Source organism: Caballeronia sp. KNU42 (genome assembly GCF_053760385.1).
The window spans coordinates 1,665,774-1,678,510 of the sequence record NZ_CM132388.1; the positions used below are offsets into that span (position 1 = coordinate 1,665,774).

At 59.6% G+C, this 12,737-nt stretch carries 13 protein-coding genes and 1 tRNA gene; 6 read left to right on the forward strand and 8 right to left on the reverse strand.

Annotated features, from left to right (window positions below; translation table 11 throughout):
* Positions 1-166 precede the first annotated feature (166 nt).
* From ACSOSP_RS07420 to ACSOSP_RS07430, 3 genes are all read left to right on the forward strand, one after another.
* Positions 167-1,072, forward strand: coding sequence for an aldose epimerase family protein (locus ACSOSP_RS07420; protein WP_455310361.1), 906 nt, complete (start codon positions 167-169; stop codon positions 1,070-1,072).
* 219 nt (positions 1,073-1,291) lie between these two features.
* Positions 1,292-1,966, forward strand: coding sequence for a peptidoglycan DD-metalloendopeptidase family protein (locus ACSOSP_RS07425; protein ID WP_455310362.1), 675 nt, complete (start codon positions 1,292-1,294; stop codon positions 1,964-1,966).
* A gap of 70 nt (positions 1,967-2,036) precedes the next feature.
* A complete protein-coding gene (locus tag ACSOSP_RS07430; protein WP_455310363.1) occupies positions 2,037-2,378 on the forward strand; it encodes a hypothetical protein in 342 nt (113 codons plus the stop codon).
* On the opposite strand, the gene ACSOSP_RS07435 is transcribed toward ACSOSP_RS07430, so the two are convergent.
* The 4 genes from ACSOSP_RS07435 to ACSOSP_RS07450 all read right to left on the reverse strand — a co-directional run bounded on the left by ACSOSP_RS07435 (position 2,341) and on the right by ACSOSP_RS07450 (position 4,051).
* A complete protein-coding gene (locus ACSOSP_RS07435) occupies positions 2,341-2,574 on the reverse strand; it encodes a hypothetical protein (protein ID WP_455310364.1) in 234 nt (77 codons plus the stop codon). The genes ACSOSP_RS07430 and ACSOSP_RS07435 overlap by 38 nt on opposite strands.
* A 457-nt stretch (positions 2,575-3,031) precedes the next feature.
* On the reverse strand, positions 3,032-3,565 hold the full coding sequence (locus ACSOSP_RS07440; RefSeq protein ID WP_035568419.1) for a Fur family transcriptional regulator: 534 nt from the start codon (positions 3,563-3,565) through the stop codon (positions 3,032-3,034).
* A gap of 56 nt (positions 3,566-3,621) precedes the next feature.
* On the reverse strand, positions 3,622-3,795 hold the full coding sequence (locus tag ACSOSP_RS07445) for a hypothetical protein (RefSeq protein WP_455310366.1): 174 nt from the start codon (positions 3,793-3,795) through the stop codon (positions 3,622-3,624).
* 179 nt (positions 3,796-3,974) lie between these two features.
* Positions 3,975-4,051, reverse strand: a tRNA-Pro gene (locus ACSOSP_RS07450).
* A gap of 152 nt (positions 4,052-4,203) precedes the next feature.
* Between ACSOSP_RS07450 and sixA the strand changes: the two genes are divergently transcribed.
* Both sixA and ACSOSP_RS07460 read left to right on the forward strand, forming a co-directional pair.
* Positions 4,204-4,662: a phosphohistidine phosphatase SixA gene (sixA, locus tag ACSOSP_RS07455; protein WP_455310367.1), complete on the forward strand. Its 459-nt coding sequence runs from the start codon at positions 4,204-4,206 to the stop codon at positions 4,660-4,662.
* Positions 4,663-4,824: 162 nt separating this feature from the next.
* A complete protein-coding gene (locus tag ACSOSP_RS07460) occupies positions 4,825-5,658 on the forward strand; it encodes a GNAT family N-acetyltransferase (protein ID WP_455310368.1) in 834 nt (277 codons plus the stop codon).
* A 191-nt stretch (positions 5,659-5,849) separates the two neighbouring features.
* Here the strand turns inward: ACSOSP_RS07460 and ppx are convergent, their stop codons facing one another.
* Positions 5,850-7,367 carry an exopolyphosphatase gene (ppx, locus tag ACSOSP_RS07465; RefSeq protein WP_455310370.1) on the reverse strand — a complete coding sequence of 506 codons (1,518 nt, stop codon included), beginning with the start codon at positions 7,365-7,367 and terminating at the stop codon, positions 5,850-5,852.
* Positions 7,368-7,701: 334 nt separating this feature from the next.
* Between ppx and ppk1 the strand changes: the two genes are divergently transcribed.
* Positions 7,702-9,765 carry a polyphosphate kinase 1 gene (ppk1, locus tag ACSOSP_RS07470; protein WP_455310371.1) on the forward strand — a complete coding sequence of 688 codons (2,064 nt, stop codon included), beginning with the start codon at positions 7,702-7,704 and terminating at the stop codon, positions 9,763-9,765.
* 42 nt (positions 9,766-9,807) lie between these two features.
* On the opposite strand, the gene phoR is transcribed toward ppk1, so the two are convergent.
* The 3 genes from phoR to phoU form a co-directional block, all read right to left on the reverse strand.
* The gene (gene phoR / locus ACSOSP_RS07475; protein ID WP_455310373.1) at positions 9,808-11,121 is read right to left on the reverse strand and encodes a phosphate regulon sensor histidine kinase PhoR; all 1,314 of its coding nucleotides are present in this window, start codon (positions 11,119-11,121) and stop codon (positions 9,808-9,810) included.
* Positions 11,122-11,196: 75 nt separating this feature from the next.
* Entirely contained in the window at positions 11,197-11,907 is a 711-nt protein-coding gene (phoB, locus tag ACSOSP_RS07480; protein WP_455310375.1) for a phosphate regulon transcriptional regulator PhoB, read from the reverse strand.
* A 60-nt stretch (positions 11,908-11,967) separates the two neighbouring features.
* Positions 11,968-12,672, reverse strand: a complete 705-nt coding sequence (gene phoU, locus ACSOSP_RS07485; RefSeq protein ID WP_031363386.1) for a phosphate signaling complex protein PhoU — start codon at positions 12,670-12,672, stop codon at positions 11,968-11,970.
* Positions 12,673-12,737 lie beyond the last annotated feature (65 nt).

The following is a 12,737-nucleotide window of genomic DNA, read 5'->3' on the forward strand; positions in this document are numbered from 1 at the left end:
TGAAACCAGCTGTGTCAGTCGCAATTTCCCCAAAAGGGTTTCCCCGTAGAATTGAGCCGCTCGTTGCGTCATGCCATCTGCGCCAAACCGTTTGTTCATTGCCCGTTCGAACACTTGTTTGAACCCGCACCCGCAGTTCGAACCCTTACTCAAGGAGACCACCGACATGTCCCCCCAGCCTGAAGACATCCTGGAAATCACGTTCGATGACGCCGTTCTCGACATCGCGCCGCGCGCGGGCGGACGGTTGATGACGTGGCGCGTCGGTGGCGAGCCCGTTATTTTCTGGCCGGACGCGCCGGACTGGTCCAACTTCGTCAAGATTCGCGGCGGCAATCCGTTGCTGTTTCCGTTTCTCGGCCGCCATTTCGTTGATGGCGAGATCGGCAAATGGCGCGATCAGGAAGGCGTCGTGCACGAACTCCCCATGCACGGTTTCGCGCGCAACCTGCCGTTCGAATATCGCAAGGACGCGGATGGCCATGGCGTGCGCATGACGCTCGTGGACAATGATTTCACGCGCCAGGGTTATCCGTTCGCGTTTCGTTTCGAGGCGGCGTACAGGCTGGTCGATGCCGTGACGCTCGATGTCGAGCTGACCACGTCAAACCCCGGCGAAGTGCCGCTGCCCTACTACTCGGGCCATCATTTTTATTTCGCCCTGCCGCACGACCAGCGCGGCATCAGCAGCCTGGAACTGCCGCGCACTGAAACCCGCCGGCAACTCGATGACGGTTCAATCACCGACCCGCAAGCGGGTGCAGCGCGCTACGCGCTGGACGACGTCAACATCCTGGACCGTTTTCATTGCTTTACCGGTCCCTCCGACAACCCCGTCCGCCTCGTCACGCCAGGGTTGAAACGCGCGGTGAATTTCGACCTGCAGCGGCCCGACTCGGTACCCTGGTACGCCGTGACGTCCTGGACCCTGGAGCCTACATCGGATTTCTACTGCATCGAGCCCTGGGTCGGACTTCCCGATGCCATCCACAACGGCCAAGGGCTGCGCTGGCTCGCGCCGGGGAAGACCGAGACGGCAGCACTGCGGCTGAGCGTTTCACCGGTTGCCTGAAGGAAACCGTGAAGGACACTGAAGGACAACACGCAGGATAACGAGCGGCAACCATGGGCCAGGTAGGCCGCTTCTGAGGGCAGCGACGCCGGGACGGTAAAATCGCACATTTCGCCGATGCGCGTCCTGGTTTGTTTGCCGCAGCGTTTTCGGGTTTGTGCGGCGCTTTGCGAGGTTTTGAGTTTGGTAAAAATAATTCGACGGCTGACCTGCGCGTCATTGATCGCAGTGCTCGCCGCGTGCGGCTCTGCGCCGGTCGGACCAGGGTTTTATCGAGTTGAACGGGGCGACACGTTGTCGAAGGTCGCGCGGGCGAACCGGACATCGGTCCAGAACATCACGCGCTGGAACAACCTCACCGACCCGAATGCGATCGAAGTCGGGCAGGTGCTGCGCGTGGCGCCGCCGGCAGGAAGCGTGACACCGGCGGGGTCAGCAGCGGGGTCATCAGCACCGCCGGCCCGCGCAGGGGGCACAGATTCATCGGACTCGGCGCCGTCGTCGTCCGCCTTGGTCACGCCGGCCACCACCATTGCGCTTATCTGGCCGACGCAAGGCAGCGTGATCCGCGGTTTCGATGGCAAGAGTTCAAAGGGTATCGACATTGCCGGCGCATCGGGGACGCAGATCGTGGCGGCAGCCGCCGGAACGGTGGTCTATGCGGGGAACGGCCTGCGCGGTTACGGCAACTTGCTGATCATCAAGCACAACGCCGACTATCTGACCGCCTACGCGCATAACCGCGCGCTGCTGGTCAAGGAAGGCCAAAGCATCACGCAGGGTCAGCCCATCGCGGAAATGGGTGACACCGACACGAATCGCGTGATGCTGCATTTTGAATTGCGCTACAAGGGTAGTTCGATCGATCCATCGCGCTATCTGCCGGCACGGTGACGCGCCGGTCAATTGAAGACAGGCGCGCTCAATGAAGGCGGGCGTGCCAATCAAACACAGGGAAGAATCGATGAAATTACTAGTTTGCGCCACGACGCTTGGAAAGGTGGCCGCGACGGCTGCGGTAACGGCGGCTGCGCTGACTGCGATGGCGCTCGCCGGCTGCGCCGACTCGGCGAAGCGGACTTATCTGCCGTCCGGTGATACCGGCTTTGCGATCAATTGCAGTGGTGGCGACGCGAGTACAAGCTGGGCGGAGTGCTACAAAAAGGCGGGCGAGATGTGCGGCTCATACGGCTACGACGTGGTGTCGAAGGATGTCGACAACGGGGCGACGTCGGGCGGGACGGTGGCCGGTATTTTCGGCGCGAACGTCAAGAACCGGTCGATGGTGATTCGCTGCAAGCAATAGCACTCGCGTGTTTCTTGATCGAGCGGCCAAGGCGCTCAACGTGTTCCCCCAGCATCTGGTCTGCTCGCGGACCCAGCGAACCCAGCAATTGCGCGCCGCGCCACCGACCGGACAACGGGTCGATATGCGAAGCGAACACGAGCAGCGAACCCAGCGCGATCGGACAAATGGCGAGGAAAATCCACAACGAGATCATGATCGGGAATCGATAACAGGAATTCCGATAATACCTTTGCGGCAAGAAGTTCGCCTGATACGCCGTCAAACCTGCACTTCGATCGTAGTAATTACGTGCCGCAGCCTTCGTTGACCAGACAGGCTTAATCCTTGGAAACGCCCGTGCACATTGGGTTACGCGTTGATACAAGTGATCACAATCAGCCCGATTGATGCACTCTAGAATACGATCAGCCCGCGATTCTCTGCGCGAACAGTCCTTGCGGGTCAGAAGCCCCGGTGTGCCCGCATCGGGGTTTCGCTTCATTTGACTAGTCAGTTTGGACGTCAGCGCCCTGCTCTGGGTTATGTTCAGGAGACTGCGGGACTCTCCGAGAGGCGTCCGAAGCCTCGCATGGAATACAAAAGGCCGTTTCCGACGAACGTCGGAAACGGCCTCTTTACGCGCGCTGCGCTTTATGCGATGCGCGTGGAGATCAATGCGACGCGTGGTCGTGATCGTGCTGGTGCGCGCTGGGGTCCTCGGCGGCCTGGCATGCCGGACAAATGCCTTTTAACTCGATGTCGTCGCCGGCCAGCCGATATCCGCTCGCCTCGACCTGCGACATCAGGCTCTGGCGCAACTGTTTTTGCTGCGGCAACTCGGTCACGCGGCCACATTGCTGGCAAACGATCAGCACGCCATGCTGACAGTGCGTGAGATCGTGGCAAACGGTGAATGCGTTGATCGATTCGATCCGATGAATCAGCCCCGCCGAGAGCAGGAAATCCAGCGCCCGATACACAGTGGGCGGCGATGCGTTCGGATGCATCGCCCGCATTTCGTCGAGTAGCGTATAGGCTTTGGTCGCGCGGCCCGAAGCTAGTAGCAACTCGAGCACGGTGCGGCGAATGGGCGTGAGTTTCTGACCACGCTCGCGACAATAATCGTCGGCCATCGTGACCGCCGCCTGGAGCGCGTCGGCGGACGAGTGGGCGTGAGACTGGGTGTCGTTGGCGGGCGTGTTCATAGGCGGATTATACGCTGCGGCATGAGGGCGGACTTCGGGCGCGCGGCGGCCCGGCTTTATTGCGGCTGGTCGGACGTGGCTGGCGCGATGATCATGACTGGCGGCGTGGTGTCGGTGGGCACGCCTTTGTAATCGGGCGGATCTTGCGGCGGCGTGTGGTGAGGCACGGTGGCGTCGGCGCAGGCGGACAGGAGCAGGGAGCAAACAAGCAAGGCGGCGAAACGCGGCATGGACGGCCCGGAAATGAAGTTCAGGAAGTTTGAATACGACGGTTGAACGCAGAAGATTAAACGATATCGGGGATTGGCGAGAAAACGGACACGTTGGGCGACCGGTGCTTATCAATGAATCAGGTCCACAAACGGCAAAGGGGTCACGAGTTAAACTCGTGACCCCTTCATTTGATACGTGGTCGGAGCGAAAGGATTCGAACCTTCGACCCTCTGATCCCAAATCAGATGCGCTACCAGGCTGCGCTACGCTCCGACAAGAACGAGATGATAGCGTTTTACCCATATCGACGCAATGAAAACTATTGGATGCCGTGTTGAGCCAGAAGCCACAGCACCTTCGCGGCCTCTACCGGTCCAAATTGAAAACCTCGAGCACCGACCCAAGCACCCCCAAGGAGACCTTCGATGAACCTCATTCTCTGGCGCCACGCCGAAGCGGAAGACCAGGCCGCAAGCGATCTCGTGCGCCAACTGACGCCGCGCGGCATAAAACAGGCGCAAGCGGCGGCGAAGTGGCTGAAAAGCCGGTTGGACGACGATGCGCTGTTCCTCGTCAGTCCGGCCACGCGCACGATCCAGACGATGGAAGCGTTCGGCGACCAGTATCGCGTGGTGAAGGAACTGGCGCCGGGCGCCGGCGCTCAAGCCGTGCTGGACGCCGCAGAGTGGCCGCGCGGCGTCGCGGAGACTGTTGTCGTAGTCGGACATCAGCCGACGCTCGGGCGCGTCGCGGCTTCGCTGATGACCGGCCACGAAGCCGAATGGACCCTGAAGAAAGGCGGCATCTGGTGGTTCCAGCAACGCTCCCGTGCGGGCGACGATCAAGTCGTGCTGCGTGCGGTAACAAGTCCCGATCTGCTGTAGCAAAAGTCTGCAACCAGCGACAAAACACCCCCCAAGGCGGCAAAACCGTGGCGTCGCGGTGACGCTTCATTGAATCGTCATGGTCGCGCCATGCGAGCGTCATTCGGAATACTTACATTGGCTGTCATTAATACGTCAGCCAAATCCACTTGGGGGTTGCCAATGCAGAAATCGACGACGCTCGCTTTATCGAGCACATCGAATGGACTGAGCGGGTCTGGTGGCTCGAACGTTTCAGAACTTCGCCGGCGCTTGCCGAGTGCCGCCGAGACCGTGACGGGACAACATCGGCTGCGGGTGTCGTGGGCGCATTCCGAAGCTGAACTGCGCGAAGCGCAGCGCCTGCGCTACCGCGTGTTCGCCGACGAGATGGGCGCGCAACTCAAGGGTCCGGCGGGCCTGGACGTAGACGCATTCGATGCCTTTTGCGACCACTTGCTGGTCCGCGACCTGAACACGCTGAAGGTGGTGGGAACGTACCGCGTATTACCGCCGCACCAGGCGGCGCGTGCGGGACGCCTGTATGCCGAGAGCGAATTCGATGTGTCCCGCCTCGCGCATCTGCGCCCGAAGCTGGTGGAACTCGGCCGCTCGTGCGTGCATGCGGACTACCGCAGCGGTGGCGTGATCATGTCTTTGTGGGGCGGCCTGGCCGCATACATGAAGCAGAACGGCTACGAGACCATGCTGGGTTGCGCGAGCGTCGCAATGGCGGACGGTGGCCACTACGCCGCCGACCTGTACGAGGGCTTGGAAAAAGAGGCGCTGACATCGCCGGAATACAGGGCGTTTGCGCATACGCCGTTGCCGGTGCAGGAGCTGCGCACGGGCGCCACGGTAGCGCCGCCGCCTTTGCTGAAGGGCTATTTGCGCCTGGGTGCGAAAATCTGCGGCGCGCCGGCGTGGGACCCCGACTTCAACACGGCGGACTTTTTGACCTTGCTGCGTATATCGGAGATAGGGGATCGCTACGCGCGTCACTTCATGGCTGACTGACAACGCCAACGAGCAATAGACAAAACACGCCAGCAATAACGATCAGATCAACCCGCTGGCGCGACACACTCACCTTGCGCACAGGGGATTCCATTCACGCGCAAGAATAGATTCGAAGTCCGTATTATTTACGCTCGGCAAGATAATCGAGGAGACACGTGGAGGCCACAAGCAGCCCCCACGCTCGCCCATCAAACACCCGTATAAACCACCCGATACGGCTTGCCGATCTTTTCCCACTCAGCCGCTTCCTGAACGAGGCTATAGTCGGTGAGCGGATTGAGCGCGACCCAATCGTTGGGCAGGCGTACATCGAACCCGCCGTTGGCCAGCGAGACCTGAATGGCCGGAAATCCGACATTCGCCCGCCGCCGGCATAGCAGCGCCGCCAGCCGCAGACAAAACAGCAAGGTCCAGTCGACATCGCGGGCCTGCGAAAGCTTGCCCAACTTGCCCGCATGCCCAAGCACCAGGCCGGCTAACCGGGCTTGATCGGTTCTCGAGAACCCGGGCATATCCGCATGACTCGCGATATACGCAGAATGCTTGTGATAAGCGCTATGCGAGATGGAAAGCCCGATCTCGTGCAATGCCGCCGCCCACCCCAGGAACATGCGATTTTCCGTCCGCCGTTCCGGATCCATATCGACGGCTTCGAGCTGTTCGTAGAAACTGATCGCCAGCTCGGCAATGCGGTCCGACTGCTCGCCATCCACCGCATAGCGCCGCTTGAACCCTTCCACCGTCACCGTGCGCATGTCCTGGTGCTGCGTACGCCCCAGCAGGTCATAGAGCACGCCGAGCCGCAGCGCGCCGTCGGTGGTATCGACGTAATCAACCCCCAGTTCCTCGAACACGCCGAGCATGATCGACAAGCCGCCGGCGAGCACCGGAATCCGGTCAGCCTTCAACGCGATCAACTTCAGCCGGTTCACATTCTCGGCCTTGATCAGCGCCCTCTTCAGCCGCTCCAGGCCGCCGCGTGAAATACCGTGGGTGATGCCGGGATCGTTGAAACCATTCGCTTCGATCAACTCGGCCAGCGCGCGCGCCGTACCCGACGATCCAATTGCCTGATCCCAGCCCGTCTGCTTGTATTCGCTCGAGATAATCTCGATTTCGCGCTTGGCGGCGAGCTCGGCTTGCCGCATTGAATATTCATCGACATTACCGGCCGCGAAAAATTGGCGGCTATGACTCACGCAGCCTATATACAGGCTTTCCATGTGAATCGGGGTATAGTGCGAGCCGATAATAAATTCCGTCGATCCGCCGCCGATATCCACCACCAGCCGCTTGCCCGCGCTCGCCGGCACCGAGTGCGCCGCGCCCGCATAAATCAGGCGCGCCTCTTCGCGGCCGGCAATCACTTCAATCGGGAATCCGAGCGCGTTCTGCGCTTCGGCCAGGAATTCTTCGGCGTTTTTAGCGACGCGCAGCGTGTTGGTCGCGACAGCGCGCACGTGATCGGGATGGAAGTCCCGCAGCCGTTCCCCGAAGCGCTTGAGCGCATCCCAGCCCCGCAGTTGCGAGGCGCGGTCGAGGAATTTGTCGCGCGACAGGCCCGCCGCAAGCCGCACGGGTTCGCGCAGCGCGTCGACCTGATAGATCGGGCTGCCGGAGGGCGTCTCCTCGACGCGTCCGACGATCAGCCTGAAGCTGTTCGATCCGAGATCGACGGCTGCCAAAAGATGAGGGGGGTTGACCATCGATTTTCCAGGTTCCGTAGGGTTGTGCCCGCGAGCGCGTTACAGCTCCCGAGCGGTGCGGGCAGCATTTGAACACGCCGCGGCCGCAACAGCGCGCCAATTTTAAGTCCAAGCGGACCACTGTGCTGGTCTGGTGAATAATCCACCGCAGCAAATTGCGCCAACGAATCGATTTCGATTATCAGACCCAACAGGGCAAACCTCGCCAGAATCAACCTTACCGGAGACGTGCGTTAGATTTGTGACACCATGATTTCACAAAAACGTCATCATATTGTGGTGCATTCCGAGCGATCCTTGCACATTCCGCTTTTTTCGACTGCCAATACTATCGATGTCCTTACGCTATCCCCTTCTTAATCGCGAACTGGGCATTCTGGGTTTTAACGAACGCGTATTGTCGCAAGCCGCCGATACCGCCGTTCCACTGCTCGAACGACTCCGCTTCATCTGTATTACCAGCAGTAACCTGGACGAATTCTTTGAAGTCCGCATGGCGGGCATGCAGGAACAGATGCGCGACAACCCGGGCTCGCTCTCGCCCGACGGCATGTCGCTGCAGCATGTGTACGACCTCGTGGTCGAGCGCGCGCATCGGCTGGTCCATCAGCAATACGTGATGCTTCAGAAGACCGTGTTTCCCGCGCTGGAAAGCGAAGGAATCTACTTTCACGGCGCGGAATCGTGGTCCGAAGCGCAAACCGACTGGGCTCGCGATTATTTCCAGAACGAGTTGCTGCCGGTGCTGACGCCGATCGGCCTGGACCCCGCGCATCCGTTTCCGCGTGTGCTGAACAAGAGCCTGAACTTCGTGGTCGAGCTGGAGGGCAAGGACGCGTTCGGCCGTCAGGCGATGATGGGCATCGTGCAGGCGCCGCGCGCGCTGCCGCGGCTTGTGCGCATGCCCGAGGCGCTGTCGGGCTATCCGCACGGGTTCGTGCTGCTGAGCTCGCTGATGCAGCATTTTGTCAACGCGCTGTTTCCCCATCTGATCGTGCGCAGTTGCAACCAGTTCCGCATCACGCGCAACAGCGAATTGTTCGTCGATGAAGACGAAATCACCAACTTGCGCGTGGCGCTGCAGGGCGAACTTCCCGCGCGGCACCTGGGTAATGCGGTACGTCTGGAAGTATCGGCGGAAACACCGCCGCACATGATCCGGCGCCTGCTCGACGAGAGCGAACTGAACGACCGCGATTGTTATCGCGTGAACGGGCCGGTCAATCTCGTGCGCCTGATGCAGTTGCCCGAGATGGTCGACCGGCCGGACCTGAAGTTCGTGCCGCATATTCCGGCGGTGCCGAAGGCTATCGCGGCGGCATCGAATATGTTCGATGCCATCGATCAGGGCGACATCCTCCTGCACCATCCGTACGAGAGCTTCCAGCCCGTGCTCGAGCTGCTGCTGCAGGCGGCCAAGGACCCGCAGGTGGTGGCGATCAAGCAGACAATCTATCGGACCGGCACCGACTCGCCGCTGATGGATGCGCTGATGCAAGCCGCGCGAAACGGCAAGGAAGTCACCGTGGTGGTGGAACTGCTTGCGCGCTTCGACGAAGAGACGAATATGAACTGGGCGTCTCAGCTTGAGGCCGTGGGCGCGCACGTGGTGTATGGCGTCGTCGGCCACAAATGCCACGCGAAAATGATGCTGATCGTGCGGCGCGTTCCACTGGGCGGCAAGATGGTGCTCAGGCGTTATGTGCATCTGGGTACGGGTAACTATCACCCGCGTACCGCACGTCTTTATACCGATTTCGCCGTGATGACTTCGGATCAGGAAGTCTGCGAAGACGTGCATCACGTGTTTCAGCAACTCACCGGAATCGGCGGCGAATTGCATCTGCATCAACTCTGGCAAGCGCCTTTTACGCTGTGCCCGAATTTGATCCAGGCCATTCGTGCAGAAGCCGACAACGCGCGGGCAGGAAAAAAAGCGCGAATTGTCGCCAAGATGAATGCGCTGCTCGAACCGTCCGTGATTATCGAGTTGTATGAGGCGTCGCAGGCCGGTGTGAAGATCGACCTGATCGTGCGTGGCGTCTGCGCGTTGAAACCCGGAGTGGAAGACCTGTCCGAGAACATTACGGTGCGCTCCATCGTCGGACGTTTTCTCGAACATCACCGCATCTTTTATTTTTACGCGGGCGGGGAAGAGAAGGTGTATTTGTCGAGCGCGGACTGGATGGACCGCAACCTCTTCCGTCGCGTGGAAGTGGCCTTTCCCGTGAACGACCGGCGCCTGAAACGGCGCGTGATTGCCGAAGGATTGTCCGTGTTTCTCGGCGACAACCAGGCGGCATGGCTCATGCAAAGCGACGGCCATTACAAACGGCGGCGCCCCGGCAAGTCGATGCGCAATGCGCAATTGGGGCTGCTGGCGAAGTTCTGCCCTTGATGCTCTGACTGACGGCTTGAAAGTGCGCTGCTCGCAGGCACTTCAAGCCGCGATCGATTTTCTCATCGACGTGCGGGCAGCCGAGAACTTGACCGAGAAGGTGCTTCCCCGCCCTTCCTCGCTCTTGACTTCGAGGTCGGCCAGATGGCGTTGCAATACATGCTTCACGATTGCGAGCCCCAGGCCTGTGCCGCCGGTATCGCGCGAGCGGCTTCTATCCACACGATAAAACCGCTCGGTCAGGCGCGGAATATGTTCGGCCGGAATACCGAGCCCGCTATCGCGCACTGAAAACACCGCCCGGTCGCGAACGCGCTGCCAGGTTACATCGATGGTTCCGCCATCCGGCGTATAGCGAATCGCATTCGTGACCAGATTCGCGAGCGCACTGACAATCTCCGTTTCCGAACCGGACACCGTCAACGCTTCGTCAGCATCGAAGGTAATGCGATGACGACCATTCGACAGATTATCGGCGTCTTCTTCCAGATGGCGCAGCACTGCGCGCATATCGAGAACATGATCGCCAGGCGGTTTGACATCGCCCTCCAGATTCGCGAGCACGAGCAGATCGCGCACAATGTTCTGCATGCGGGACGACTGCTGCTCCATCATCTCCAGGTAACGCGCCCGGTCGGATTCATTCAGCGGCAACTCGCGCATGGTTTCAAGAAAGCCGGACAAAACCGTCAACGGCGTCTTCAACTCGTGCGAAACGTTCGCGACAAAATCGCGGCGCATGGAATCCGTTCTTTCCAGTTCCGTGATGTCCTGGGTCAGAATCAGCTTCCGGTTTTCACCATAAGGAAAGATTTGCACCGACAACACATGCTGCCGGTTCAACCCCATCCCGCGCATCACCAGCACCGACTCATAATGCTGCGAGGAGAGATAACGAACGAAGTCGGGCTGACGCACAAGATGCGTGATGTGCTGGCGCAGGTCACGTTTGGCGTCCAATCCGAAATGGGTTTCAGCAATCGCGTTGCACCACTCTATCTGGTCGCTGTCGTCGAGCATGGCCACGCCATTGGGCGACGCCTGGATACCCTGGATAAACCGTGAGTGCTGCTGCTCGACCTGGCGCACTTGTGCATGCCAGCGCTTCGCAAGCTTATGCAGCCGATAATAAATCTCGCCCCACACGCCCGGCGCGCTCGGCACTTCGCCATATACGGGCGCATCGAGCAAACGCCACAGGCGCTGCGTATGAAAAGTGGTGAAGAGGGTTTGCAGAACCAGCATGAAGAGCGCGAAACAGAGCGCGGCGCGCACGCCGAACAGCACGCCGACAATCGCGCTCAATACCGCGAGCAACGCGAGGGACACGAGGGAACGTGTCCAGATGATATTCATGAATTAGCGGATCGAGATTATTGCCACGCGACCCCGATTGGTCGCGGGCTTCATTCACTCTTCTCATTTACCCCATCAAGCGCTCTTGGCCAGTCTGTAACCACTGCCACGAACCGTTTCAATCATAGCATCGCAGCCAGCGGGCTTTAATGCCGCGCGCAGACGCTTGATATGCACGTCCACCGTCCGCTCTTCCACGAATACGTGATCGCCCCACACCTGATCCAGCAATTGCGTGCGGCTATGCACGCGCTCAGGATGCGTCATGAAGAAATGCAGCAAGCGGAACTCGGTCGGTCCGAGATCGAGCTTGATATCGTCGCTGCCGTGACCGTTCGCATGCGCCGCCACCCGATGAGTCGCCGGATCGAGACGCAAGCCATTGATCGCGACCACGTCCTCCGTCAATTGCGGCGCGCGCCGGCGCAATACCGCCTTGATCCGCGCCATCAATTCTTTCGGTGAAAACGGCTTGGTCACATAATCGTCCGCGCCGATTTCAAGTCCGAGCACCTTGTCCTGCTCATCGCCGCGGGCGGTGAGCATGATGATCGGAATATGTTTCGTGCGTTCGTTGCCCCGTAATTCCCGCGCAAAGGCGATGCCGGATTTACCCGGCAGCATCCAGTCGAGAAGTACCAGGTCGGGCAAGACGTCGCTGATCAGGTTTTGCGCCTGTTCCGCGTTATAAGCACGAATGGGGCAATGGCCCGCGTGTTGCAGATTGACCGAAATCAATTCGGAAATCGCGGGTTCGTCTTCTATAACGAGAATGCTGCTGGGCATCGGCACCTCTGTAACCTTCTTCGCGTAAGTTAAACAACCAACATTGGGATCAGAACTGAATCAGCTCAGTGCTTCGCGTTCGAGTTGATCGCGCGACACATGGCGGACATCCGTTCCCTTCACAATGTAAATAATGAACTCCGCAATGTTCTTCGCATGATCGCCAATCCGTTCGACCGCTTTAGCGATGAACAGATAATCGAGGCCGGCGGAAATCATGCGCGGGTCTTCCATCATGTACGTGACCAGCTTGCGCACAAACGCGCGGAATTCTTCATCAATGGCTTTATCGTCGCGAACAATTTGAGCGGCTGCGACCGTATCGAGGCGCGCGAATGCATCTAGCGCACGGCGCAGGATAGACACCGCCATCTCGCCGGACAACTTGATTTCCGCGATATTGACGTTACGCCCCATGCCATCTTCGTTAATGCGCCTCACGCGCTTGGCGATCTTCTCGGCTTCATCCCCAGCACGCTCGAGATTCGTAATCGTCTTCGAAATCGCCATCAACAAACGCAGGTCACGCGCAGCCGGCTGACGACGCGCGATGATATTGCTGCATTCCTCGTCGATCTCGACTTCCATGGTGTTCAAGCGCTGTTCGGCGAGCACTACCGCTTCGACAATTTCCATATCGAACGTATTGAGCGCCTGCATCGCGTTGATGATCTGGGACTCGACCAGACCACCCATTTCCAGCACCTTCGATGACACCGCATTCAGATCGGCGTCGAACTGGCTCGACAAATGTTTATCGGACATATGTGCTCCTGAAGTCCTTTTTTAGCCCGTATGACTATGACGTGGCGGCGAGTTGGCAACAACTT